Genomic DNA, 26,057 nt, shown 5'->3' with positions numbered 1-26,057 from the left:
CGTACCCGTCGAGAGCGACCTTACCCGGGTTGCCCGTCTCTCCGACATGTCATCTTCCCGCCGTACCTGGCGGGGTTCCGGCAGTCGGTGACCTCGTCCGGTTACGACCGTTGTCAGCCACGTTGCTGGCACATGTACTAGCTAATCTACGGCTTCACCGCAAGTGACCGACGCCGGGGCTGGGCTGGCGTGGCGCTCGCGCTGCCTCGTACGTTCCCACCGATCGGGTCGCCACCCTCAGCCGTACGGTTGGTTATCCACAGGCTGAAGCGATGGTTGACCGGCGAATCGCGGAGTTATCCACAGGAGCATCCCCAGCCTGGTGATCCGCGGTCACGGTCCGTATGAGTGCCAACTTGTTGTAATCAAACGCTGGCGTTCAGCGACCGAGGCGACGGCGAACCATCCCGACCACCTCGGTGATCTCCCCGATCTTCAGCAGCATGGCCAGACCCAGGTAGGTCCCGCCGATCACCGCGCCACCGATCACGAGTTGCACGACAGCCTGTATCCAACTGGGCCTGTCGCCGCCGGGCAGAAGGTTCACGACGAGCAGGCCGACCAGGGCGGCCCCCAACGCGGCGACCGCCACTCGGCCGAGGGTGCGCAGGATGGCGCCCATCCCGATCCGGCCTACGCGAGGCCGCAGCAGCCAGGCCGAGGCGAAGGCCGCCGCCAGGTAGGACACGGCGTTGCCGATCATCATCCCGGCTGCGGCGAAGTGGGCGGCGAAGGCCACGTAGAGCACCACCTGCACGCCGATCCGCAGGGCCACCACCGGAATGTTGATCAGGGCCGGGGTGCGGGTGTCCGGCAGGGCGTAGAAGGCGAAGGTGAAGAGCTGGCTGATCGCGAACGGCACCAGGGCCAGCGCCGCCAGGAGCAGCACCAGCGAGGTGTCCGCCGCGTTCTCGTCGGTGAAGGCGCCGTAGCGGAACAGCGTCACGGCCAGCGGAGTCGCCAGCACGGCGTAGCAGACCGCGATCGGGGCGAGCACCGCCGAGACGGTGCGCGTGCCCCGGGACAGGTCGGCGGCGACGTCGGAGTACCGGCCGTCGGCGGCCGCCGCGCTCATCCGGGGCATCAGTGCGGTGATGATCGAGACGGCGATGATGCCGTGCGCCATCATCAGCAGCAGGAACACGTTGTTGTAGATCAGCGGGCCGGCGGCGTTCTCCTTACCTGCCCGGTTCAGCAGGTTGAACAGCACGATCAGGCCGACCTGACTCACCGCGACGTAGCAGAACATCCAGCCGCCGAGACGCCCCAGCTCGCGCAGCCCGAGGGTGCGGAAGTCGAACCGGAACTTCCACCGGAAGCCGACCTTGCGCAGCGCCGGCAGCAGCCCGGCGGCCTGGATCGCGACGCCGAGCAGGGTGCCGCCACCGATCAGCAGAATCCGGCCGGTGGTCATGTCCTCCGGCTTGACGATCTCCGCGCCGAAGATCGCGATGTACAGGCCTGCGGTGGCGATCACCACGATGTTGTTCAGGATCGGCGCCCACATCGGGGCGGCGAAGTGCCCCCGGGTGTTGAGTACGGCGCTGATCAGCGCGCTGAGGCCGGTGAAGAAGATCATCGGCAACATCAGGTACGACAGTGCCTTAACCAGGCCCCGGAATTCTTCCCCGGTGTCTTCGCCGGCGTAGAGCTTGGTCAGCAGTCCGGCCGCCAGCACGGCCAGCAGGGCCGCTCCCGCCAGGGTCAGCACCGCCAGGGTCAGCAACCGCTGGGCGTACGCCTGACCACCGTCGGTGTCGACCCTGCGCCGACGGACCAGGACCGGGATCAGCACGCTGGTGAGGATGCCGCCGAGCAGGAACTCGTAGACCATTCCGGGCAGGATCTGCGCTGTGGTGTACGCGTCACCCACCAGCGCCCCACCCAGCGCGGCAGTCAACGCCAAGGTGCGCAGGAAGCCGGTACCCCGGCTGACCAGGCTGCCGATCGCCATGACCGCGCTGTTGGTCGCCGCGCTGGCCTCGCCCACCTGCTCCTGCGGCGGCGCGGTCGACTCCATGGCCGGCTGGTTCAGTGGCTCGGCGGAGATGAACGTGGCACCGTCCCCGGGACGGGGGGCACCGGCCCCACCGCCGTTCGCGGCGTTGGCGCTGCGGTAGAGCCCGCCGCTCATCTCCAGCCTCCCAGGGGTACGTCGAGTCGGACACCGACCCGCACGCCACAGACCATAGTCAACCCCCACCCGTTACCCCGCGCCCGGCGGATCGGATCACACCCCGGCCCGATAAGCTGGCGATCCCATGTCCGAAGCCTCCGCTCCTCACGCCGCCGACCGCCGCGAACTCACCGCCGCGCAGCGCAACGCCGTCGCCGAACTGCTCCGGGTGTCCCCGGTCGCCGACGAGTTGGGCCGTCGCTTCGTCCGCGCCGGTCACGAGTTGCACCTGGTGGGCGGTTCGGTGCGGGATGCCCTGCTCGGTCGACTCGGGGACGACCTCGACTTCTGCACCGACGCGCACCCCGACGAGACCCTGCGGATCATCAAGGGCTGGGCCGAGTCGATCTGGGAGACCGGACGGGAGTTCGGCACCATCGGCGCGCAGCGCGACGGCCTCCGGCTGGAGATCACCACCTTCCGCGCGGAGTCGTACGACCAGGTCAGCCGCAATCCGGTGGTGGTGTACGGCACCAGCCTCGACGAGGACCTGAAGCGGCGCGACTTCACGATCAACGCGATGGCGGTCAGCCTGCCGGACCACCGGTTCACCGACCCGCACGGCGGGCTGGACGACATCTCGGCCAAGGTGATCCGTACCCCGAGCACGCCGGGTGAGTCGTTCGGCGACGACCCGCTGCGGATGCTGCGGGCCGCCCGGTTCGCCGCGCAGCTGCGTTTCGCCGTACACCCGGACGTCCACCTGGCGATGACCGAGATGGCCGCCGACCTGGACCGGATCACCGCCGAGCGGATCCGCGACGAGTTCACCAAGCTGCTCTGCGGCGCGGACCCGATCACCGGGCTGCGGCTGCTTGTCGACACCGGGCTCGCCGAGCGGTTCCTGCCGGAGCTGACCGGGCTGAAGCTGGAGATCGACGAGCACGCCCAGCACAAGGACGTCTACGAGCACACGTTGACGGTCGTCGAGAACGCGGTCTCCTACGAGGAGGAGGGCTGCGACTTCATCCTGCGGATGGCCGCCCTCCTGCACGACGTGGGCAAGCCGGCGACGAAGGCGGTCGGGTCCGACGGCCGGGTCAGCTTCCACCACCACGAGGTGGTCGGCGCCCGGCTGACCAAGGCCCGGATGAAGGCGATGCGGTACCCGAAGGAGGTCACCGCGAAGGTGACCGCTCTTGTCGCGCTGCACCTGCGCTTCTACGGGTACGGGCGGGGCGAGTGGACCGACTCGGCGGTCCGCCGTTACGTCGCCGATGCCGGTGACCTGCTGCCCCGCCTGCACAAGCTGACCCGCTCCGACTGCACGACCCGTAACCGGCGCAAGGCCGCCCAGCTCGCGGCCGACTACGACGCGCTGGAGGATCGGATCGCCCGGATCGCGGCCGAGGAGGACCTGGCGCGGGTCCGACCCGACCTGGACGGCAACGCGATCATGGAGCTGCTCGGCGTACCGCCGGGGCCGGTGGTCGGGCGGGCGTGGAAGCACCTCAAGGAGCAGCGCCTCGAGCACGGCCCACTGGACCGCGACGCCGCCGAGGTGGAGCTGCTGCGCTGGGCCCGCGCCGAGGGCCTCATCGATTGACGGGCGCCTTCGTCTCTGCGCGTCAGTGTTACCACGAGACAGGCTCATCTCGACCGAACGGCTGAGGTAAGCCGCTTCGACACTCATCCATGATGTCCTGACGTCCGTCGGCAGGCGGTGACGACCTACCGCCGCCGAATTCCGCCCGCCCGACATTCGGGTCGGACGGGCGACGACCAAACGGGGAGATCATCAAGTGAAGCGTCGTGGCGTGATACGCCGCACGGCGGTGGCGAGCCTCGCCCTCGCCTCAGCAACCGTCATCGTCAGCGCCGGCACCGCTGGTGCCGCACCGGCTGGCCAGCCCTCCACCCAACGACCGGAGGTGCGCGGCGCCAGCACCCAGCAGGCAGTGCCCGACCGGTACATCGTGGTCCTGAAGGACAAGAAGGCCACTCAGAAAGAAGTCAAGGCAACTGCATCCGCGCTCGCGGCGGCCAACGGCGGCAGCGTTCGTCGGGTTTTCAGCAGCGCCTTGAACGGATACTCGGCGGCCATGAACCGCCGGCAGGCGGAGCGGCTGGCCGCCGACCCGGCTGTGTCCTACGTGGAGCAGGTCCAGATCGCTTCGGCCACTGGCACCCAGACCAACCCCCCGTCCTGGGGCCTCGACCGCATCGACCAGAGCGGCTCGAAGCGCGACAACAGCTACACGTACCCGACGACCGGCAGCGGTGTCACCGCCTACGTTGTGGACACTGGCATCGACATCGCCCACCAGGACTTCGGTGGGCGAGCTCGATACGGGTGGGACGCTGTCGACCAGGACGACGTCGCCCAGGACTGTGACGGGCACGGCACGCACGTCGCCGGCACCGTGGGCGGCACCACCTTCGGCGTGGCGAAGGCCGTCCAGCTCGTCGCCGTCCGTGTCCTGGACTGTGAGGGCAGCGGCACCAGCGAGCAGGTCCTCGCGGGCATCGACTGGGTCACGGCCAACGCGGTGAAGCCCGCCGTGGCCAACATGAGCCTTGGGTTCAACAGCAACAACCAGGCCGTCAACGACGCGATCAGCCGGTCGATCGGCACCGGTATCACCTACGCCGTGGCCTCTGGCAACAGCATGCAGGACGCCTGTAACGTCTCGCCGGCCAGTGCTCCGGCCGCGATCACCGTGGGCGCCACCGACAAGATCGACTTCCGGGCCTGGTTCTCGAACTACGGCAGCTGCGTGGACACCTACGCCCCCGGCGTGAGCATCGTCTCCGCTGCAGCCGGCAGCGGCGACGGCACGCTGTCGATCAGCGGCACGTCGATGGCGTCGCCGCACGTGGCGGGTGCCGCGGCGCTGCTGCTTCAGGCCAACCCGAACTGGAGGCCGCAGCAGGTTCGCGACCAGATCGTCACCAGCGGTGTTGCTGGCGCGGTGCACGACCCGGCGGGGGCGACCGATCGGCTGCTCAACGTCCGCAGTACCTCCCCGGCACGCAGTTCGCACGGCCTGCGTGCTCGCTCCAACGGCAAGTTCGTCTCCGCCGACGGTGCGGGCAGCAAGCCCCTCGTCGCCATCGGCCCGGCGCTCGGGGCCTGGGAGAAGTACGACATCGTCGACGCCGGCAGCGGGCTTGTCGCGCTTCGCGCCAAGGTCAACGGCAAGTTCGTCTCCGCCGCCGGCGCGGGCACCAAGCCGTTGGTGGCCGAGGGCCCGGCGGTCAGCCTGTGGGAGCAGTTCCAGCTGATCAACAACACCGATGGCACGGTGAGCCTCAAGGCGAAGGTCAACGGAAAGTACGTTTCGGCACCGAGCAGCGGTGCGGCGTTGACCGCCAGCGCGCCGTCGATCAGCACCTGGGAGAAGTTCAACGTCGACGCGCCGGCTCCGGTTGTCAGCATCAAGTCGGTGGCGAGCGGCAAGTACGTCTCCGCAGACGGTGCCGGCAGCAAGCCACTGATCCCGGTCGTCAACTCGGTCGGTGGGTGGGAGAAGTTCGAGGTCGTCAACCTGGAGGGCGGGTTCTTCGGCTTCCGCGCCCTGGTCAACGGCAAGTACGTTTCGGCGGAGGGTGCTGGCAGCCTGCCGCTGCGTGCCAGCGGTCCTGCGATCGGCGACTGGGAGGTCTTCGACTTCCTTGACTACAACGCCAACGGGTCGGTCTACCTGCGTGCCTACGTCGATGGGCAGGCGATCAGCGCCGGCAGTGCCGGCACCGGTCAGCTGATCCCCAACCGGACGATCGACTGGGCGAGCGAGACCCTGGGCCTCGGCGTCGGCGAGCAGTTCGTCGTCGACCCCGCCTGACCGGTTCGCAAATCCCCGGCGCCCGCCGGTACCTCTCCTTCGGGGAGGTACCGGCGGGCGCTGCTCGTTACGTGTCCTCCGTCAGATCAGCGCGCGACGGCGTTTCCGTCGACAGTGTTGACGCCGCTGGCGGGCGCGGCGGCGTCGGTCCGGCCGGCGGCAAGCCGCGCCAGCAGGCCGGGCAGGTCGATCCCGGTGAGGTCACTGCCGAGCTGGAGACCCTGGGCCACGTTGCCGGCCACCGACTTCGTGAGCGACGACGCGCCGTCGGTGGAGATGACAGTCATCTTGTCGATCGCCCCGATCGGCGCACTGGCCGCCTCGACGACCTGCGGCAGCACCTTGACCAGCAGGTCCAGCACGGCCGCCTCCCCGTACGCGGCGAACGCCTCGGCCTTGCGCGCCATCGCGTCGGCCTCGGCCTCACCCTTGGCCAGGATCGCTGCCGCGTCGGCCTGACCTTCCCGCTCCACCGCCTCGGCGATCGCGGAGCGTCGGCGCTGCTCGGCCTCACCCTCCTTGGCGCCCTCGATGGCGTTCGCCTCGGCGAGCGCGGCCCGGCGGGCCCGCTCGCCCTCACCGGTGAGGCGGGCCTGCTCGGCGGAGGCCTGCGCGGCGGCGATGACGGCCTGGCGCTGCGCGTCGGCGTGCAGCACCGCCGCGTTGCGGGCCGCCTCGGCCTCCTGCTCCACCTTGTACCGGGCCGCGTCGGCAGGCTTGCGTACCTCGGTGTCGAGCTGGCGCTGCTTGAGTTCGGCGTTGCGCTCGGCCACCTTCTGCTGCTCGGAGAGGATCGCCTGGTCCCGCTCGGCCTGGGCGAGCGGGCCGGCGGCTGCGGACTTCGCCTTCGCCGCGTCGATCTCGGCCTGGATGCCGGCCTGCTTGAGGGCCAGGTTCCGGTTCGCCTCGGCGATGGCCTCCTCGGCGAGCAGCCGTTCCTGCTCGGCCTGCTGCCGGGCCCGCGCCTCGGCGATCGCCGCGTCCTTGAGCACCCGGGCGGCCTCGGGTCGGCCCAGGTCCTGCAGGTAGGAGCCCTCGGCGAGGATGTCCTGGAGCTGGAAGGTGTCCAACACCAGACCCTGGTTGGTCATCGAGTGCTCGGCCTCCTCGGCCACGGCGCTGGCGAACGCCGCCCGGTCGCGGATGACCTCCTCGACGGTGAGCCGGCCGACGATCGAGCGCAGCGCGCCGGCCAGCACCTCCCTGGTGAAGTTGTCGATCTCGTCCTGCTGGTGCAGGAAACGTTGTGCGGCGGCCCGGATCGCGTCCTCGGTGCCGCCGACCTTGACGATCGCGACGCCGTGCAGGTCGGCGCGGATGCCCTGCTTGCTCACGGCGCCCCGGATGCCGACGTCGATCCGCCGGCTGGACAGGTCGAGCGACTGGAGCTTCTGCACCACCGGCAGCACGAACACCGAGGCGCCCAGTACGACCTTCTGCCCGGAGTTGTCGGTGGACCGCGCACCGTCGGCGGTCTGCGTGGTTCGGCCCTTGCGACCGGTGACGATGAACGCCTCGTTCGGGCCGGCGACCTTGATCCGGGAGAGCACGAAGAGCACCAGGATGAGCACGAGGAGGACCGCGCCACCGATGGCGATGAGTAGGGCCATATAAGGAGTCCCGTCTACGAGGGGGGTCAGAAGGTCTCTACGTGCACGCTGGTCTCGCTGAGCGCCTGCACGACGAAGACCTGGGCGCCGATCGGGATCGGCTGGTCCGCGCGGGCGCTGAGCTTGACCGGCTGGCCGGCGAGGCGAACGCGGACCTCGCCGTACCCGTTGGCCGGCACCGGGGTGACGACCAGGCCGAGCGCGCCGACCAGGTCGTCACGGGTGGGGGTGGGGTCGGTGCGCATGTTCCGCGCCGCCCGGCTCAGCCGGGACGCCAACCACCCGGTGGGCACGGCCGCGAGCACGCCGCCGGCCACCGCCCCGACGACCATGCCAGGGGTACGCGCACCGAGCAGTTCGTTGACGATGGCCCCGCCGAACCCGAATGCCCCGGCGAAGCCGGCGACCGTCTCGATCGAGATCGGACCGTCCACGTCGGCGTGCCCGAACTGGAGCAGCTCGGTGCCGAGCAGGGCGAGCGCGAGCACGCCGATGCCCGCCCCGCCGATGATCAGAAAGATGAGCGTCCCCGTTGCCACGACCTGCACGGTATCGACGTCCCGCAACGTGTCGATGCTCGTTGTTCTGTCGGCGAACCGACGACGACACGGGTGCGTGTCGACCGAAAAGCGGAGGTGCGCGCGGCTGGCGATCATCCATCATGACGGAGCGCCCACCGCAGTCGCGCACCTCGATGCGACACCGGCCGTGCGCATGCCTGACCATCCGCGGGGGATGGTCAACGAGACACGGGGAGTTCAATCTGTGAAACGTCGTGGCGTCATTCGCCGCTCGGCGGTGGCGGGCCTAGCTCTCGCCTCCGCAACCCTCATCGTCAGCGCCGGCACCGGTGGCGCCGCGCTGGCCAAACCCTCCGCTCCGTCCTCGGCGGGGGCCGACCAGAAGGCCGCGGAGACGCACGCCAAGCGTGCCCAGGCCAAGCCCAGTGCCGCCGTCCCGGGCAGTTACATCGTCGCCCTGAAGGACAAGAAGGCCACTCCGGCGCAGCGCAGGGCCGCCGCCTCGGCGTTGACCAAGAGCAACGGCGGCACGGTCCGTCAGGTCTTCGAGAAGGCGCTGAACGGCTACTCGGTCACGATGACCGGGCAGCAGGCGGCCCGGTTGGCAATCAACTCGGACGTGGCCTACGTGGAGCCGGTACGGACCCTGACGACCAGCGGGACGCAGACCGCGCCACCCTCGTGGGGCCTTGATCGCGTCGATCAGGTCTCGCCGAAGTTGAACGGCTCGTACTCCTACCCGACCACGGGCGCCGGTGTCACCGCCTTCGTGATCGACACCGGCATCGACGTGGCTCACCAGGACTTCGGTGGCCGAGCCGTCTCCGGGTACGACTTCGCCGACCAGGACGACGTCGCCGAGGACTGCGACGGGCACGGCACCCACGTGGCGGGCACCATCGGCGGCACCCGGTTCGGCGTGGCCAAGGAGGTCAAGCTCGTCGCTCTGCGGGTCTTCGACTGCGGCGGCAACGCCCGTACGGACGACATCATCGCCGCGATCGACTGGGCGACCACGCACAAAACCGGTCCGTCCGTGGTCAACATGAGCCTCGGTGGCTACGACGACGGCACGTATCAGGCGGTCGCCAACGCCATCAACAACTCCGTCGCCAACGGCCTGACCTACGCGGTCTCCGCCGGCAACGACTATGACGACGCCTGCTCCTACACCCCGGCGAACGTGTCGGCCGCGATCACCGTGGGCGCGACCGACATGGTCGACTACCGGTCCTGGTGGACCAACTACGGCAGCTGCATCGACATCTACGCGCCGGGCATGAGCATCGTCTCCGCCGCGGCCGGCACCGGCAACGGCTCGGTGTCCTTCAACGGCACGTCGATGGCCAGCCCGCACGTCGCGGGGGCCGCCGCGCTGCTGCTCCAGGCCAATCCGACCTGGAGCCCGGCGCAGGTCCGGAACACCATCGTCACCAGGGGCACCGCTGGCGCCGTGCACAACCCGTGGGGCGGTACGGACCGACTGCTGAACGTTGCGGCTGCCGTCTCGCCGGCGCGTGCCTCGCACGGGTTGCGGGCACGCTCCAACGGCAAGTTCGTCTCGGCCGACGGCGCTGGCAGCAAGCCGCTGGTCAACAACGGCCCGGCGCTCGGCGGGTGGGAGAAGCTCGACATCGTCGACGCCGGCGGCGGCCTGGTCGCGCTGCGGGCGAAGGTCAATGGGAAGTTCGTCTCGGCTGACGGTGCGGGCAGCAAGCCGCTGATCGCCAACGGGCCGTCGATCGGCAGCTGGGAGAAATTCCAGTTGATCGACAACTCGGATGGAACGGTGAGTCTGAAGGCCACGATCAACGGCAAGTTCGTGACCGCGCCGAACACCGGTGGTGCGTTGATCGCCAGCCGGGCGAGCGCGAGCACCTGGGAGAAGTTCGACGTCGAGGCCCCGAACCCGATCGTCAGCATCAAGTCGGCCGCCAGCGGTAAGTACGTCTCCGCCGACGGTGCGGGCTCAAAGCCGCTCATCCCGATGGCCGCCTCGGTCAGCACCTGGGAGAAGTTCGAGATGGTCGACATCGACTTCGGCTTCTTCGCGCTCCGCTCGCTGGCCAACGGCAAGTACGTCAGCGCCGAAGGCGCGGGCAGCAAGCCACTTGTCGCATCAGGTCCCGGCGTGGCCGACTGGGAGGTCTTTGACTTCCGCTGGTACCGGGGCGACGGGTCGATCTGGTTGCGGGCGTACATCGACGGGCAGGCCGTCAGCGCGGGCAGCGCCGGCACCAGCCAGCTCATCCCGAACAAGACCTTCAACGACGCTCTCGACGACTTCGGCCTCACGGCCGGCGAGCGCTTCTTCGTCAACCCGGCCTGATCGGCCTTCGCGCCACCGAACGTGTAGTCGGTGCCCGTCGGCGTCGCCCCCTAGCGGGCGGCTCCGGCGGGCACCGCCCGTCTGGCCACTTCGAGCGCAACGGCTGGCACTCCCGCCGGCTCCGCGTCGCCCTGGACCGGGTGGGCTGTCCCGCGCAACAGCGGCATCGGGGACAATGGGTTGATGCGCTGGACCGTGCTCGACTCGCCGATCGGCGAGTTCTCGGTGGCCAGCGACGGCGAGACTGTCTGCGGCACGCACTTCGGTCGATTGGAGTCGGCCGCCGACGAGCCCGACCACGCGTTGGCCCGGGCGGCCGTCGACGAGCTGCGGGCCTACTTCGCCGGTGAGTTGACAGCGTTCACCGTCCCGGTGTCGATGCGAAGCGGCTCCGACTTCGAGCGCGCCGTGTGGCGGGAGATGACGCGCATTCCGTACGGGGAGACGCTCACGTACGGCGAGGTGGCCCGCCTGGTCGGCGATCCCGGCGCGGCCCGGGCGGTGGGAGTGGCCTGCAACCGCAACCCAATCCCGGTGATCGTGCCGTGTCACCGGATCGTCGGCGCGGGCGGCAAGCTGGTCGGCTTCGGCGGGGGCCTGCCCCGCAAGGTCAAGCTGCTGGAGTTGGAGGCCGGGGTCGCCCTGCGACACGCCTGGTCCTGAGTCGCCCCGCAGTGGCCGTCCGCCGGAGGCGGGGCCTACCCGGCGCGGGGCGACCCTTGCGGGCCGACGGCGACGTCACCCGGGTGGGCGAGCCACGGCGGGTCCATGACTGGATTATCGAAAGTCCGCCTGCCACCCGTGGTCGCGGAAGCGGTGGCGGGGATCACGGGACAGCCGCTCGTACCCGGGGAGCCGACCAACGTCGAAGGGCCGGGTCCACGCGGACCCGGCCCTTCGACGTTGCTGGTGGTCAGCGGGTCAGCGCGCGACCTCGCCGGCGATGAACTCCTCGACAGCCTGGTGGGCGTCGTGGTCGGCGTACTGCACCGGCGGGGACTTCATGAAGTACGACGAGGCCGACAGGATCGGGCCGCCGATCTTCCGGTCCAGGGCGATCTTCGCGGCCCGGACCGCGTCGATGATGACGCCGGCCGAGTTCGGAGAATCCCAGACCTCGAGCTTGAGCTCGGCGTTCAGGGGGGTGTCACCGAACGAGCGACCCTCCAGGCGGATGTACGCCCACTTGCGGTCGTCCAGCCACGGCACGTGGTCCGACGGGCCGATGTGCACGTCGCTCTTGCTCATCTCGTGCGGGATCTGCGAGGTGACCGACTGGGTCTTCGAGATCTTCTTCGAGACCAGCCGCTTGCGCTCCAGCATGTTCATGAAGTCCATGTTGCCGCCGAAGTTGAGCTGGTACGTGCGCAGCAGCTCGACGCCGCGGTCCTCGAAGAGCTTCGCGAGGGCGCGGTGCACGATGGTGGCGCCGACCTGGCTCTTGATGTCGTCACCGACGATCGGCAGGCCCGCGTCCTCGAACTTCTTGGCCCACTCGGGGTCGGAGGCGATGAAGACCGGCAGGGCGTTGACGAACGCGCAGCCGGCGTCGATCGCCGCCTGGGCGTAGAACTTGGCGGCCTGCTCGGAGCCGACCGGCAGGTAGCAGACGACGACGTCGACCTGCGCGTCACGCAGCGCCTGCGCCACGTCGACCGGAGTGGCGTCCGACTCCTCGACGATCTCGCGGTAGTACTGGCCCAGACCGTCGAAGGTCGGACCGCGCTGCACGCTCACGCCGGTCGGCGGCACGTCGCAGAGCTTGATGGTGTTGTTCTCGCTGGCGACGATCGCCTCCGCGAGGTCCATGCCCACCTTCTTGGCGTCCACGTCGAATGCCGCGACGAACTCCACGGAATTGACGTGGTAGTCGCCGAAGGCGACGTGCATGAGACCCGGGACGCGGTCGTTCGGGTTGGCGTTCCGGTAGTACTCGACGCCCTGAACCAGGGACGAGGCGCAGTTACCCACACCGACGATGGCGACGCGGACGGAGCCCATAGCGTCTGCCTCCTTCTTTTCTGTCACGGCCGCTCATTCCTGGTCTCTCCAGGCGGAGGCGGGCTGTTGTCTTCTCGTCGGCCGCCGGCTGTCCCGATGTTCGGGACCGTCGGGGCTCGGCCGGAGCGCTCGTTGGCGATGAGCTCCTCCAGCCAGCGGACCTCGCGCTCACAGGCATCAAGGCCGTGGCGCTGCAGTTCCAGCGTGTAAGCGTCGAGGCGCTCGGCCGCCCGGCCCAGCACGTCACGAAGCCCTTCGCGACGCTCCTCGATCTTGCGGCGGCGACCCTCCAGAATGCGCAGTCGGGTCGCCTGGTCGGTCCGGGCGAAGAACGCGAAGTGCACCCCGAAGCCCGTGTCGTCGTACGTCTCGGGCCCGGCCTGTGCGATCAGCTGGGCGAAGCGTTCCTTGCCTTCCGCGGTGATTTTGTAGACCACCCGACCTCGTCGGCTGGTCAGCGCGGGAACCTCCTCGGCAGTGGCGGGTGTCTCAGCAGCTTCGGTGATCCATCCCGCCGCCTGCAGCCTGCGTAGCGTGGGATAGAGCGAGCCGTAGCTGATCGCCGCCCGGATCGCGCCGAGTTTGGCGGTCAACTCCTTGCGCAGCTCATAGCCGTGCATCGGAGACTCCTGCAGGAGGCCGAGGATGGCGAACTCAAGCACTGGCCACCCTCTCTTTACCCTCCGGCGTGGAGTGGTAACCGCCGCGATGTATCGGACCGATACATCGCACGTTAGCGGGTCACGCGGGCCAGGGCAAACCCCCGTTCCGAGATGTCGTCGTCACGGATTGTGAGCGTGGTCGCCTGCTCGGGCCGGACCGCGTACCCTTCTCCGCATGCGTACGCAGCGCCAGGTCGTGGACTACTCGCTTCAGAAGCGAGCAGTGCTGCGTGAACTCCTGGCCGGCCGGGTCGGCACGTACGACGTCTGCGACGCGTCGCCGTACCTGAAGAATGCCGCTCGGTTCCACGGCGAGCCGACCGACCGGCGCTGCCCGATCTGCCGCAGCGAAAACCTGACCCTCGTCCACTACATTTACGGGGACGAGCTCAAGCAGTCCGCCGGGCAGGCCCGGACACTTACCGAGTTGCCCGTGCTGGCGATGACGCTGCGTGAGTTCCAGGTCTTCGTGGTGGAGGTGTGCCTCGGTTGTGACTGGAACCATCTCGTCGAGCAGTACCTGCTCGGCCGGGACGGTCTGGCCAGCGACAGCGACGGCACCAGCGAACAGGACGCGGCGGGCGCCGAAGGCACCGGCCGGCGGAGGCGAGAGGCGCAACGGTGATCTCAGCTGGTTGTACCGGCCCCGGGGCCGTAGACGAAACCCGGGACGGTCGACCGCTTGGTGGTCCGATTGGCCCGATTGATACGGCAATGACCCCGGTCGGCTGGCACCCCCGTGCTGGCGTCCCGGGTGAAGCAACTCACGGCAACCCGGTGGCGGCGCAGCAGCGCCCCACCGCGACCGGCAGGGTGTGAGGAATGAACTCGTACGGCGATCCCAGTTCTGCGCGCGGACGGACCCGGCACTCGGGTCCAGACGGTGACCCCGGACCGGGCACGGACGACGCGTACCGCCGACCCGGCGGTGACTCCGGCGGAAGCGGCTGGTCAGCATCGGAGGGCGGCGCGGCAACCCCGGGCCGGGCCTCGGTGACGCCGCGGGCCGCCGGTGGTCGCGCCACGGTCGGCGGTTCGGCCTCGGTGCCGCCGCGTGGCGGCGCGGCCGCCGGGTCCGCCTCGGTGGGTTCGGCGGCGACCGGCCGGGCCGGTCGGGCCTCGGTGCCCGTGTCGCCGGCACCTGGTGCGGCCGCTGGCCGCGCCGGCGCCGGTCGGGCCTCGGTGCCCGTCTCCCCGGCGCCGGGCGCACCGGCCGGTCGGGCAGTCGTCGGTGCGGCCTCGGTCGGCGCCGCCTCGGCGGGCCGGGCCAGCGTCGGCTCCGCATCGGTCGGTGGCCGTGCGGCGGTCGCCAGGGCGAGCGTCTCGCCGGTCTCCGGTGGGCCGGGCGGCCCCGGAGGACCGGGCGGGCCGGGCGGGCCGGGCGGTCCCGGTCGGGGCGGTCGTGGTCCGGGTGACCCGGGCGCCGCGGCGCGGGCGAAGAAGCGCAAGCGGATGAACCTGCTGATCGCCGGGTTCGCCGTCTTCATCATGCTCGCCGGCATCGGCGTGGTCGGGTTCACCTACTACTCGACGAGCGTGGTGCTTCCGGACGAGATCACTCCGCCGCAGGCCACCACCCTGTACGCCTTCGACAACAAGACGATCATCGCCAAGGTGGGCGACCAGAACCGAACCCTGGTCACCATCGACCAGATTCCGGTGTACGTGCAGAACGCGGTGGCCGCAGCCGAGGACCGGAACTTTTACCGGCACTCCGGCGTGGACTACAAGGGCATCGCCCGTGCCGGCTGGAACAACCTCTCGGGCGGCGACAAGCAGGGTGCCTCCACCATCACCCAGCAGTACGCGCGTAACGCCTACGACAACCTGAAGGACGACACCTACGCCCGGAAGGTGAAGGAGGCGATCTTCGCCTCCAAGCTCAACGACGAGTACACGAAGCCGCAGATCATGCAGCACTACCTCAACGTGATCTACTTCGGCCGGGGTGCCTACGGCATCGAGGCTGCGGCGCAGACCTACTTCGGCAAGTCGGTGGGCAAGCTTGATCCGGGCGAGGGTGCCGTGCTCGCGGCGCTGATCAAGCAGCCTGAGCCCAGCGCCACCCACCAGGGGTACGACCCGGCGATCAACCTGACCGCCGCCCAGGATCGCTGGACCTACGTGATCGACGGCATGGTCAAGGAGGGCTGGCTTGGTGTGGCCGGCAAGCCGGAGCGACCGGCCGCCTACCCCAAGACCATCAAGGCCCCGAAGAAGGGTGGCATCGGCGTCGACTTCGGCGTCAACACCCCGTACGGCAACGTCATCAACTACGTCCGGGAAGAGATGCGGGACAGGGGCATCTGCGTCGAGAAGGACACGCAGGTGACAGACGCCAAGCCGCTGTGCTCCCAGGCGCTGATGGCCGGTGGTTACCGGATCCGCACCACAGTCGACACCAAGATGCAGGCGGCGGCGGTCGAGACGGCCCAGCGCAAGTCCAAGGGCTCCGAGTTGGCGGATCAGCCGAGCAACCTGATGGCCGCGGTGGTGGCGATCGACCCCACCAATGGTCGGGTCCTCGCGTACTACGGCGGTGACAACGGCACCGGCACCGACTACGCGGGCAAGAACACCGACTCCACCGGGGCGATCAGCGGCGGTCACTCGCCCGGTTCAAGCTTCAAGATCTACACCCTGGCCGCGGCGCTCAAGGAGAAGAAGGCTCTCGAGTCTCGGTGGAAGGGCAAGGCCTTCAAGCCGGAAGGCACCGAGTTCAAGGTCAGCAACGCAGGCGACGACAACCCCGACTGTGGTAACTCCTGCACGCTCCGGGTGTCCACGCTCAAGTCCCTGAACGTGCCGTTCTACTACGTCACCGAGGAGATCGGCGCGGACAAGGTCGTCGACATGGCCAAGCAGGCCGGCGTCACCACCATGTGGCGCACGGACACCAACCCGGCCAAGGCCTATGACCTGACCAAGAGCGACCCGAAGGACATCACGCCGGAGCCGTTCTTCAACGTCGTCGGATACGGCCAGTACCCGATCACGGTGCTGGACCACGCCAACGGCGTTGCCACCTTCGCCAATGGAGGCGTCTACAACAAGGCGCACTTCCTCTACTCGGTGGAGAAGCAGAACCCGAACAGCGGTAAGTGGGACAAGGTCTACAGCGAGAAGCTCGACTCGAAGCGGAGAATCGACAAGGGCGTCGTGGACGACGTGACGTCCGTGCTGAAGGACTACCCGGCCGCTGTCAACCACCGGCTCGATGACGGTCGCAAGGCGGCCTCCAAGACCGGCACCTGGGAGCTCAAGGGCGACAGCAGGGACAACGGCGATGCCTGGATGGTCGGCTACACGCCGCAGTTGGCCACCGCGGTGTGGGTGGGCAACGTCCGGGACCGAAAGCCGCTCATCCTCAAGGACAAGCGGAAGGTCAGTGGTGGAAACCTCCCGGGCGACATCTGGGAGCGGTTCATGGACGAGGCCCTGAAGGGCAAGCCCAAGGTCGACTTCCCGCCGGCGGCGAACGTCGGTGATCCGGATTCCGGAAACGGTGAAGCGCCGCCGCCTCCACCGCCACCGACCAACCCGGGGGGTGGTCAGCCCGGCCAGGGTCCCCTCTGCAACCCGCTGATCGACATTCTGTGCAACCCCGGTGGGAACAACCCGGGCGGCAACCCAGGCGGTAACCCCGGTGGCAATCCTGGAGGTAACCCCGGTGGCAATCCCGGCGGCAACGGAACAGGCGGTGGCGGTGGCGGACTGATGCCCGGCCTGCCACCCAACCGGGACTGACCCGCACCAGCGCACAACGCCGCCGCCGGCCGGACGACCTGTCCCGGCCGGCGGCGGCGTTTTCGTACCCGGAACTCCGCGCCGGGACAGGACGGGCACCCCTGTCGTACGGCAGGATGCCTCTTCATGAGCACCCAGTCGACGCCCGGCATCGACGACGCCGGAACCACTGATCACCCGTCCCGCTCCGACGGGTTCGTCCGCGGCGTCTCCAGCGTCATCGGCGGCCCGCTGGGCGACCACGCGACAGCGCTGGACCGGCCGGCCGGTCGGGAGAGTCGCTTCTGGACCGCCACGCGGATCGTGCTGGCGCTGGTGTGCCTCACGCTCGCGCTGCACTGGGTGCAGAAATCGCCCTGCCAGAACGGCGCCTGGCAGAACAACGTCCAGTACACCCGGTTCTGCTACACCGACGTCCTCGCCCTCTACTACGCCGAAGGGCTCAACGAGGGCAAGGTGCCCTACCGCGACCACCCGGTTGAGTACCCGGTCCTGACCGGCTACTTCATGGGGGCGCTGGGCCTGCCGGTGCACGCCATCGGTGACGGCGACCCGAGCATCAACCAGGGCCAGTGGTTCTACAACCTCAACGCGCTGGTGCTGGGCGCGCTCGCGGTGGCCACGGTGGGGGTGATCCTGGCGCTGCGCCGCCGACGACCGTGGGACGCGGCGCTGTTCGCACTCGCCCCGGCGCTGGTGCTCACCGCCACCGTCAACTGGGACCTGCTCGCCATCGGGCTGGCCGCCTTCGGCCTGCTGGCCTGGGCCCGAAAACGACCAGCGCTGGCCGGCGTGCTGCTCGGGTTGGCCGGCGCGGCGAAGCTCTGGCCGCTGTTCCTGCTCGGGCCGATCCTCATCCTGGCGCTGCGGGCCGACCGGGTTCGGGCTGCGCTCATCGCCATCGGGACGGCGATCGCGGCAGTGGTGCTGGTGAACCTGCCGACCGCGCGGGCGTACCCGGAGAACTGGGACAGATTCTTCGAGCTGAACACCACCCGGCCGATCGACTGGGGCACGCTCTGGTACATCGGGCGCTACCTGGACGGCAAGGTCGGCAACGACCCCGCCAACCTCGGCCCGTTCGAGTGGCTCAACGCCAACATCCCGACCCTCAACACCGTCTCGTACGCGCTGTTCGGGCTGGCCTGCCTCGGCGTCGCCGTGCTGGCGCTGCGGGCGCCGCGCCGACCGCGGCTGGCTCAGCTCGCCTTCCTGGTGGTCGCCGCGTTCCTCATCTTCAGCAAGGTCTGGTCGCAGCAGTTCGTCCTCTGGCTGCTCCCGCTGGTGGTGCTGGCCCGACCGAAGTGGGGCGCGTTCCTTGCCTGGCAGATCGCCGAGGTCTGCTACTTCGTCGCCTTCTACGGGGAACTGCTCGGTGCGGCGACCAGCCGTCCGGTCTTTCCGGAGGGGGTGTTCGTGCTGGCCTCGACGCTGCGACTGGTCACCGTGGTGGTGCTCTGCGTGTTCGTCGTCAAGGAGATTCTGCACCCCGAGCGGGACGCGGTGCGCGCCACCTACCCGGACGACCCGGACGGCGGAGTTCTCGACGGCGCACCAGACGCCCCCTGGATAGACCGCTGGCGCCGCAACGCCACGAGCAGTGAACCCCGACCCGAGCCCGTCGCAGCTACCTGACCCTCAGGCCCAGGCGGCCTGCACCACATCAGGGTTTTCGGGGAGCCCACCCGGTGCCGGGATCAATCCTGACCGCCGGAGCCGGCTGGGCTCCCCCTGACGCTTCCGCGCTGAAGCTTCAGAGTCGGTAGACGACGGCGTCGCCGACGTCCTGCCGGCTGATGCCGAGCGACTCGACCGGCGCGTCGATGGTGATCTCCCACGGCGTGCCAACCACCTGACCGCGCAGCAGCACCACCGTGCGGACGCCGAGCGTGCGCAGGTAGTCGACGCTCGTCTGGTCCGGGAACGACTGGCTCACCCGACGGACGTCGTCGAGCTGACGGGGCGTGAAGCCGCTACCGCCGTTGACCACGTCGGGGAACCCGCTGGTCGACCAGAGCATCACGTGCTGGTCCAGGCTCTGATTGCTGGGCAGTACCAGCATCGGCCCCTGCGCCGAGCGCATCGCGGCCGGTTGGGTGGGCACCACCGGATGCGGGGTGGTGTTCAGGCCCTCGACGGTGACCAGCAGCAGCGGCAGCAGAGTGGCCATCCGCAGCCACGGCCCCGGCCATGACGGAATCCGCTGCGCGGTCAACTCGCGGACCCGGTCGGTGAGCGCGGTGACCGCGCCCGCCGCGAGCAGGCCGAGCAACAACGTGGTCCAGAGCATCAACCGCCCGGGGGTACGCAACCCGTTCCAGCCCGGCAGATGCTCGAACAGTGGCACATAGGTGAACGTGCCGTCGAAGAAACGGGTGCCCATCGCGAAGGCCATCGTCGCCAGTACACCGGCGAGCAGCAGCAGTCGGTGCCGCAGCCGCCAGACCGAGAAGAACAACCCGCCCGCGGCGAGCGCGTAGAGCACGAAGCCCGGTAGCAGGGTCATCTCCGGGTGCCAGGGCAGTGCCGCCCGGGCCCCCTCGTGCAGCCCACCCCAGATCCGCGACTCCCCGGGCGCCGTCACGAAGCCCGACACCGGCGGCGAGAAGAGGCTGATGTCGCCGATGGTGCGCTCGGCGTACGGGTGCAGCTCGGTCACCCTGAAGAACGGGAACGCCATCAGCAGACCGACACCGGCGAACAACACCCCGCCGAGCACGTCGGCGGTGAACAACCGGCGACCGAACGGAACTGGCTGCCTGGTGCGCAGCCGCCGTACGAAGAAGAGGACGGCAGCGACCAGCACCGCGGCGGCCAGGAAGTACGCGAATGGCAGCCCGATGCCGAAGCCGAGGCTGAGTTGCCAGGCCGCCACCAGCCAACCGGCGTAGACCCAACCGTCATGCCGGCGCTCCGGCCGGTAGCCGTGCCGGAGGGACCACCCGTGCCCGCGCGCCAACATCGCCAGCGCCAGCGGAATCCCGCCGTTGGAGAGCACGTGCAGGTGCCCGGCCTGGGCCAGCAGCCACGGCGCGTAGGTGTAGCTCACGCCGGCGACGGCCGCGCCGATCCGGCCGGCCCCGAGCTGTCGGGCCAGCGCGTACGCCCCGAGCGTGGCGAGCGCGTGCGCCAGCACGAACATGATGTTGTAGCGCAGCACGGCGTCCTCGGGACCACTGCCGAGCATCCCGGCCGGGGCGTACCCGAGCAGCGTGTCGGAGAACGCGAAGCTCCACAGCTCGGGGAAGAACGTGTTGGACTGCCAGAGGCGCGCCGGGTCGGCCAGCAGGATGTGCCCGGACCAGGCCATCTGCCAGGCTTGCAGGCTCGGGTCCCAGTAGTCCTGCGGGAGGGTGTAGCGCGGATAGCGCAGCGTCGGCCAGGTCATCAGCACGGCCAGGGCCAACGCGCCGAGGGTGGCCACTGTCCACTCGTGGATCAGGAACCGACCGACGGCCCGGCCCGCCCGAGTGAAGATGGAGGGCCGTGGTTCCGGCGCGGACGCGAACGCCTCCCACCGCTCCGGGCCGACCGGCTTCGCCTCGCCGTCGGCCTTGTCCGGACCGTCAGCGTCACCCGCCTTCGCACCCTTGGCCGGGTCACCGTCCTTGGTCGCGCCATCCACCGCGCCGCTGTCCTTGGCCGGGTCGCCGTCCTTGGCGGACTTGCTGTCCGTGGCCTGGCCGCTGCCCTTGGCTGCGGCACTGCCCTTGGCGGTGCTGTCGCTGGTTGCGGTGCCGCCCTCGGCGGTGTCCTGCTTGGCTGCGGTGCCCTGCTTGTCGGCCTGCCGGGCGGTGTCCTTCCTGGCGGCACCACTCGTCGCGGGGTCGGCCTCGGGGTCGTCGATCGGGCCGGCTCCGGTCGTTGCACCGTCGCCCACTGGCGAGTGGTCCGCGGTGGTCTCGGCGGAGGCCTTGTCGGAGGCTTTGTCGGCGGTGCGAGCCGGCTGGGTGCGTGTGCCGGCCGCGGCCGTGGTTGCGGGTCGGCTCTCGGCGTCCGCGCCGGTGGGGGTGGGCCGGGCACTGCCGGTCCCGGGCTGTCCGCTCGTCATGCCGCCGGGCTCTCCGCTCCGAGCTGCTCACGCAGAAAGTCGATATCGGCCGCCTGGCCGGTCACACCACCGGGTGTCTCGACGACCACCGGCGCGCCGGCCGCCCGGATCACCGCCACCACCAGCTCCGGGTCGATCGTCCCGCCGCCCAGGTTGTCGTGTCGGTCCTGGCCGGAGTTGAACCCGCCCTTGGAGTTGTTGGCGTGCACCAGGTCGATCCGCCCGGTGATCGCCTTGACCCGGTCGACCAGGCCGAGCAGCTCCTCGCCGCCCGCGTACGCGTGGCAGGTGTCCAGGCAGAAGCCGACCTCGTGGTCACCGATGGCGTCCCAGAGTCGGGCGAGCGCGTCCAGCCGTCGGGCGCAGGCGTTGTCGCCGCCGGCGGTGTTCTCGATCAGGACCGGTACGCCGAAGCCGCCGGAGTCTGCCGCGTACGCGAAGGTCTTGCGCCAGTTGTCGAAGCCGACGGCCAGGTCGTCGCCCGCGTTGACGTGCCCACCGTGGACGATCAGGCCCTTGGCGCCGATGGCGGCGGCCGCGTTGGCGTGCCCGAGCAGCAGCTTTCGGCTCGGGATCCGGATGCGGTTGTTGAGAGTGGCCACGTTGATGACGTACGGCGCGTGCACGTAGAGGTCGACCTCGGCAGCGCGTAGCCGCTCGGCATCCTCGCGAGGCTTGGGCGCCTTCCAACCCTGTGGGTCGGAGAGGAAGAACTGCACGGTGTCGGCGGACCGGGCGGCCGCCTCCGCCAGCGGGTCGGTCGAATCGACGTGGGCTCCGATACGCATGCGAGCGAGCCTACGTCGCGACCCCGACCGGCGGGGCGACGGCCGGGGCGGTGTCGCGTCACCGGACGGACCGACGATCGTTGATGGGTTTGAACCGGCGACCAGCACCCGGTGCCGCCAGCGGCGCGAGCGTCGCACATGGCGACCGGCGGTCGGCGGCCGACAGCGAGGTCACCCCCGCCGCGCGGCCCGGCGCAGCGGGGGCGACCCCATCGCACACCGCATACCGGGCGATGACGAATCTCGGAAAATTGGGCTTTTCCCCCCGACACGGTACGAGTGCTGTTGTATCGTCAGATAACAACACGATAAAGCTCCGCGGGGCGTCTTCGGTCCAACCTCATCGGTGTGGTCGTTCCTCCCCAGGTCCCACCCAAGGAATGCGGACCGGACGCCCCGCGGCCTCGTAGACGGGGGTCCACCACCGGCCGATTGACGGTCGGATCGGTGGGCCCCCGTCGGCACGTCCGGTGCGACCCAGACCACCCCGGGCATGATCGTTCGGACCGGGTATCCTGGTCAGGTTGTCCGCGTCCGGCCGGGTTCCCTCGGCGCGTGCGGGCGGCGACACAAGACCTCCTGCCACGGAAGGACCGTGGCCGCTTAGCCCACAGGAGGTGAGCACGTCTTGCGTCACTACGAACTAATGGTCATCCTCGATTCCAGCCTCGAGGAGCGCACCGTCGCACCGTCGCTCGACACGTACCTGAACGTGATTCGGACCGCGGGTGGCTCGGTTGAGAAGACCGACGTGTGGGGCCGCCGGCGCCTCGCGTACGAGATCAACAAGAAGGCCGAAGGCATCTACGCCGTCATCGACCTGCAGGCCACGCCTGCTGCGGTGGCCGAGCTGGACCGTCAGCTCCGGCTCAACGAGTCCGTGCTGCGCACCAAGGTCATCCGACCGGAAATGCGCTAGAGCATCCAAACCCCGGTTCGTCCGGATCAGCCTCCGCGACTTCGTCATACGGCTCTGCGAGCCTGTACGACGAAACGCTGAGTGCGCGAGGAGATGGTCATGGCAGGAGACACCACCATCACGGTCATCGGCAATCTGACCGATGACCCCGAGTTGCGGTTCACCCCCTCCGGGGCGGCGGTCGCCAAGTTCCGAGTCGCTTCGACGCCCCGTTTCATGGACAAGGCGTCGAACGAATGGAAGGACGGCGAGCCGCTGTTCCTCGCATGCACCGTCTGGCGGCAGGCCGCCGAGCACGTCGCCGAGTCGCTGCAGCGCGGCGCTCGGGTGATCGTGTCGGGCCGGCTGCGTCAGCGGTCGTACGAGACCCGCGAGGGTGAGAAGCGCACTGTCATCGAGCTTGAGGTCGACGAGATCGGCCCGTCGCTGCGCTACGCCACGGCGAAGGTGCAGAAGATGTCCCGCTCCGGCGGCGGTGGCGGCGGCTTCGGTGGCGGCGGTGGCGGTGGCAACCAGGGTGGCGGCGGAGGCAACTTCGACGACCCCTGGGCTTCGGCTGCTCCTTCTCCCGCGCGTGCCGGTTCGGGCGCCAATTTTGACGAGGAGCCACCGTTCTAATGGCGCCGAGCGCCCGCGATCGCAAACCAGGAGCACGTGCAATGGCCAAGGCTGCGGCACTTCGCAAGCCGAAGAAGAAGGTGAACCCGCTCGACAAGGACGGGATCACCTATATCGATTACAAGGACACCGCGCTGCTGCGCAAGTTCATCTCCGATCGCGGCAAGATCCGCGCTCGGCGGGTGACCGGCGTGACCTCGCAGCAGCAGCGGCAGATCGCCCGTGCGGTCAAGAACGCCCGTGAGATGGCGCTCCTGCCGTACACGGCCACCACCCGCTGAGAGGAGGCACCGATATGAAGATCATCCTGACTCAGGAAGTGTCCGGCCTCGGTGCCCCGGGCGACATCGTCGAGGTCAAGGACGGCTACGGCCGTAACTACCTGCTGCCGCAGGGCTTCGCGATCGCCTGGACCAAGGGCGCGGAAAAGCAGGTCACGGTCATCAAGCGGGCCCGTGGGGCCCGCGAGATCCGCGACCTCGACCACGCCAACGAGGTCAAGGCTCAGCTCGAGGGTCTCAAGGTCAACCTGAAGGTCCGCGCCGGCGACGGCGGACGGCTCTTCGGCTCGGTCACTCCGGCCGAGATCGTCGACGCCGTCAAGGCGGCCAGCGGCCCGGTCCTCGACCGGCGTCGGCTGGAGGTGCCCGGTCACATCAAGTCGACCGGCACCTACCCGGTGAAGATCAAGCTGCACCCCGAGGTGACCGCGTCGTTCAACCTGAATGTCCTTCAGGGCTGACGTCCGCAACACCACCACGAGGGCCCGCACCGAGCGATCGGTGCGGGCCCTCGTGCGTACGTCGTCCAACCCGGCACTGCCCGGGTCGAGAGTGGCCGCCCGCGCAGCGCGTGCACCGACCCGCCGCCCGCCCGTCCTGGCCCCGACCCGCAGACGGGTCACCCGATGGGCTGGCCCGTCACCGCGCTGATCAGCACCGTGGAGAGGCCGCCGCCCACCACCGCGGCGGCAACCGCGATGGTCGCCGAGCGCCACGTCGTACCCACCCGACGCAGCAGCGCCGCCACCACCAGACTGCTCACCAGCGCCAACCCGAAGCGCGGCGAACCGGCGAGGAGTGACTCCAACGCGCGGGACCGGGCCGATTCGCACCCGCCGCCGCTGATGTCCGTCACACAACCAGCCGGCGCCTGGCTGTCCAACGTCAACAGCCATACGAAGATCAGCACTGCCGGCACCAGGTAACAGGCGGCCGTGTACAGCAGAGGCCGAACCGACCCACCCGGATCCGGGTCCAGCAGATCGTCCTCCAGGCGGCGCGCCCAGGCACCCGTGGCCGCCGACTCGACCCGCTGACGTACCGACGCCGTTCCTACCGACGGTCGGTCTGCCCGCCGCCGGGGCGCACCAGCACGCGGCACACCAGCACGCGGCGCAGGCGCGCTGCGCGGTCGTGGAGCTGTGTAACCCACCACCGGCGACCGGGGCGCCGACGTCGGAGGATCCATCCAACGTGGGTCGTCATCGGCCAGCCGGGTGCCGGACCAGAATCCGTCTTCCCGGCTCGGCCACCCCTCGGTTGTCGCCGAGCGATCGGAGCGCGGCGGCAGCGTACGGTCCCACTGGTCGTCCTCGATCGCGGACCGCTCCCACTGACCGGTGCGGTCCGACCGCTCCCAGCCACCGACGCTCTCCACCGCCGACCACTGACCGCTCAGGTCCCCGCCGTCACCGCCACCAGCCCCGGTCACCGGCGGCCAGGCCTGCACGCCCGAGGCGTCCCACGGATCCACCGCCGGCGGGTACGACGGTTCGGGCTCCGCCACCCGGTCTGATCCTCGGGCCCACGGGTCGGCCGCCGGACGGGTCCAGGACTCCTCCGCCGCACGACGGCTGCGCCGGCTGCGACGGCTCGGCTCCTGGTCCGGCACCTGCTCGGTCGGGGCGGCCTCCAGATCCCCGCCCGACCAGATCACCTGCGGACGGCCAACGGGCGCGCGGCGGGGACGCCGATCCGCGACAGCGCCAGAGATTGGCTCGTCCTCCCCGGCGTCGGCCCGTCTGCGGCCGGAGTATCCCTGATCCTGCGGCCGGTCGAGCGTCCACTCGCGGGTGTGGTCCGAGTCCGGCGCCGGGCCGATCGCCGCCTGCTCTCGCCGACGCGTCTCGCTGCCCCGCCGCCGACCGGTCGACGACTCGGCGGACCGCCGGCCCGCGCCGGACGTCGGCCGCTCGGGCTCATCCTCGGCCTCGTCAGGCGCCGCGTGGCGACCGCCGCCATCCGCGTGCCGGACCCCTGACTCCAGCGCCCACCTGGGCAGATAGGCGTCGACAGGCTCGTCCTGGCCGCGGTCCAACGCACGCCGTCGGCTGGAGGTGCGGTAGCGCCCGTCCTCGTCGTACGGATCAACCGGAACAGACGCCGCGCGCTCACTCCACGAGGCGGTTGGCTGGCGCTCGCGCGGGCTGCCATCGCCGCGTCCCCAGTCCCGGTAACTCACGGCCGGAGTGTGACCCTTCTGAACCGAAAGCGGAATCCGCTGTCCAGGTGTAGCCGTTCGCTGGAGATAGTACGGGACGATCGTGTCAAAGGCCCGACCGAAATATTCTCCTCCACAGGCTGGGGAGCATGTCTCCGCAGGTCAAAGACTTGTGGCCGAGAATTCCCCAATGGTTGTCCACAGGCTGTGCACACGCTGCGCACATGCTGTCCACCGGGATCCACAGGTTGTCCCGAGGCTCGTCCACCGGCGTTGTTGAGTCTCTGACCTCGGGGTCCGTATGGTTGGCCCTCGACCGCCGGCGATGGCCCCCGATCGACCGGCCCGGTCGGACGGAAGTGTCGTACCCCAGCGGTAGAGCTGGGACTGGATCCGGCGCAGTGGAGG

Annotated in this window: 19 protein-coding genes; 11 read left to right on the top strand and 8 right to left on the bottom strand. The window is 69.6% G+C overall.

The features are described from left to right. Nucleotides 1–379: 379 nt before the first annotated feature. On the bottom strand, nt 380–2,134 hold the full coding sequence (gene murJ / locus ACQP0U_RS32380) for a murein biosynthesis integral membrane protein MurJ (protein ID WP_433314558.1): 1,755 nt from the start codon (nt 2,132–2,134) through the stop codon (nt 380–382). Between the two features lie 127 nt (nt 2,135–2,261). Between murJ and ACQP0U_RS32375 the strand changes: the two genes are divergently transcribed. After that, nucleotides 2,262–3,722 (top strand): CCA tRNA nucleotidyltransferase, encoded by a 1,461-nt coding sequence (locus ACQP0U_RS32375; protein WP_433314556.1) that lies wholly within the window; start codon nt 2,262–2,264, stop codon nt 3,720–3,722. A 211-nt stretch (nt 3,723–3,933) separates the two neighbouring features. Further along, nucleotides 3,934–5,961 carry a S8 family serine peptidase gene (locus tag ACQP0U_RS32370; protein ID WP_433314553.1) on the top strand — a complete coding sequence of 676 codons (2,028 nt, stop codon included), beginning with the start codon at nt 3,934–3,936 and terminating at the stop codon, nt 5,959–5,961. 86 nt (nt 5,962–6,047) lie between these two features. On the opposite strand, the gene ACQP0U_RS32365 is transcribed toward ACQP0U_RS32370, so the two are convergent. Together ACQP0U_RS32365 and ACQP0U_RS32360 are read right to left on the bottom strand one after the other, a co-directional pair. Further along, nucleotides 6,048–7,571, bottom strand: coding sequence for a flotillin family protein (locus ACQP0U_RS32365; RefSeq protein WP_433314550.1), 1,524 nt, complete (start codon nt 7,569–7,571; stop codon nt 6,048–6,050). A 26-nt stretch (nt 7,572–7,597) separates the two neighbouring features. Beyond that, nucleotides 7,598–8,119 carry a hypothetical protein gene (locus ACQP0U_RS32360; RefSeq protein WP_433321337.1) on the bottom strand — a complete coding sequence of 174 codons (522 nt, stop codon included), beginning with the start codon at nt 8,117–8,119 and terminating at the stop codon, nt 7,598–7,600. A 217-nt stretch (nt 8,120–8,336) separates the two neighbouring features. On the opposite strand from ACQP0U_RS32360, the gene ACQP0U_RS32355 reads away from it, so the two are divergent. Together ACQP0U_RS32355 and ACQP0U_RS32350 are read left to right on the top strand one after the other, a co-directional pair. After that, nucleotides 8,337–10,421 carry a S8 family serine peptidase gene (locus ACQP0U_RS32355; protein WP_433314548.1) on the top strand — a complete coding sequence of 695 codons (2,085 nt, stop codon included), beginning with the start codon at nt 8,337–8,339 and terminating at the stop codon, nt 10,419–10,421. 183 nt (nt 10,422–10,604) lie between these two features. Further along, on the top strand, nt 10,605–11,084 hold the full coding sequence (locus ACQP0U_RS32350) for a methylated-DNA--[protein]-cysteine S-methyltransferase (RefSeq protein WP_433314545.1): 480 nt from the start codon (nt 10,605–10,607) through the stop codon (nt 11,082–11,084). Nucleotides 11,085–11,342: 258 nt separating this feature from the next. Here the strand turns inward: ACQP0U_RS32350 and ACQP0U_RS32345 are convergent, their stop codons facing one another. Both ACQP0U_RS32345 and ACQP0U_RS32340 read right to left on the bottom strand, forming a co-directional pair. Continuing rightward, entirely contained in the window at nt 11,343–12,422 is a 1,080-nt protein-coding gene (locus ACQP0U_RS32345; protein WP_145778348.1) for an inositol-3-phosphate synthase, read from the bottom strand. 23 nt (nt 12,423–12,445) lie between these two features. Further along, complete coding sequence (locus ACQP0U_RS32340; protein ID WP_030331823.1) at nt 12,446–13,084, bottom strand: PadR family transcriptional regulator; 639 nt, start codon at nt 13,082–13,084, stop codon at nt 12,446–12,448. A 175-nt stretch (nt 13,085–13,259) separates the two neighbouring features. On the opposite strand from ACQP0U_RS32340, the gene ACQP0U_RS32335 reads away from it, so the two are divergent. The 3 genes from ACQP0U_RS32335 to ACQP0U_RS32325 all read left to right on the top strand — a co-directional run bounded on the left by ACQP0U_RS32335 (nt 13,260) and on the right by ACQP0U_RS32325 (nt 18,466). After that, nucleotides 13,260–13,709, top strand: coding sequence for a DUF5318 domain-containing protein (locus tag ACQP0U_RS32335; RefSeq protein WP_433314541.1), 450 nt, complete (start codon nt 13,260–13,262; stop codon nt 13,707–13,709). Between the two features lie 197 nt (nt 13,710–13,906). Then, on the top strand, nt 13,907–16,831 hold the full coding sequence (locus ACQP0U_RS32330) for a transglycosylase domain-containing protein (RefSeq protein WP_433314540.1): 2,925 nt from the start codon (nt 13,907–13,909) through the stop codon (nt 16,829–16,831). Nucleotides 16,832–16,957: 126 nt separating this feature from the next. Then, the gene (locus ACQP0U_RS32325; protein ID WP_433314537.1) at nt 16,958–18,466 is read left to right on the top strand and encodes a glycosyltransferase family 87 protein; all 1,509 of its coding nucleotides are present in this window, start codon (nt 16,958–16,960) and stop codon (nt 18,464–18,466) included. A 118-nt stretch (nt 18,467–18,584) separates the two neighbouring features. On the opposite strand, the gene ACQP0U_RS32320 is transcribed toward ACQP0U_RS32325, so the two are convergent. Together ACQP0U_RS32320 and ACQP0U_RS32315 are read right to left on the bottom strand one after the other, a co-directional pair. Then, a complete protein-coding gene (locus tag ACQP0U_RS32320; protein WP_433314535.1) occupies nt 18,585–20,882 on the bottom strand; it encodes a hypothetical protein in 2,298 nt (765 codons plus the stop codon). Next, complete coding sequence (locus tag ACQP0U_RS32315; protein WP_433314532.1) at nt 20,879–21,670, bottom strand: deoxyribonuclease IV; 792 nt, start codon at nt 21,668–21,670, stop codon at nt 20,879–20,881. The genes ACQP0U_RS32320 and ACQP0U_RS32315 overlap by 4 nt, the downstream gene beginning before the upstream one ends. A 628-nt stretch (nt 21,671–22,298) precedes the next feature. Here ACQP0U_RS32315 and rpsF point away from each other — a divergent pair. The 4 genes from rpsF (at nt 22,299) to rplI (ending at nt 23,949) form a co-directional block, all read left to right on the top strand. Next, nucleotides 22,299–22,589: a 30S ribosomal protein S6 gene (gene rpsF / locus ACQP0U_RS32310; protein WP_036391391.1), complete on the top strand. Its 291-nt coding sequence runs from the start codon at nt 22,299–22,301 to the stop codon at nt 22,587–22,589. Nucleotides 22,590–22,670: 81 nt separating this feature from the next. Beyond that, complete coding sequence (locus tag ACQP0U_RS32305) at nt 22,671–23,207, top strand: single-stranded DNA-binding protein (protein WP_181518404.1); 537 nt, start codon at nt 22,671–22,673, stop codon at nt 23,205–23,207. A gap of 41 nt (nt 23,208–23,248) precedes the next feature. After that, nucleotides 23,249–23,488: a 30S ribosomal protein S18 gene (gene rpsR, locus ACQP0U_RS32300; protein WP_013289355.1), complete on the top strand. Its 240-nt coding sequence runs from the start codon at nt 23,249–23,251 to the stop codon at nt 23,486–23,488. 14 nt (nt 23,489–23,502) lie between these two features. Then, nucleotides 23,503–23,949 carry a 50S ribosomal protein L9 gene (gene rplI, locus ACQP0U_RS32295; protein ID WP_433314529.1) on the top strand — a complete coding sequence of 149 codons (447 nt, stop codon included), beginning with the start codon at nt 23,503–23,505 and terminating at the stop codon, nt 23,947–23,949. A gap of 158 nt (nt 23,950–24,107) precedes the next feature. Here rplI and ACQP0U_RS32290 read toward each other — a convergent pair whose 3' ends face one another. Further along, on the bottom strand, nt 24,108–25,670 hold the full coding sequence (locus ACQP0U_RS32290; protein ID WP_433314527.1) for a hypothetical protein: 1,563 nt from the start codon (nt 25,668–25,670) through the stop codon (nt 24,108–24,110). Nucleotides 25,671–26,057: the final 387 nt, after the last annotated feature.

This window comes from Micromonospora sp. CA-269861, assembly GCF_050948505.1.
Taxonomy (GTDB): Bacteria; Actinomycetota; Actinomycetes; order Mycobacteriales; family Micromonosporaceae; genus Micromonospora.
The sequence above is the reverse complement of the archived record's forward strand: the minus strand, read 5'-3'. Positions and strand labels throughout refer to the sequence as shown.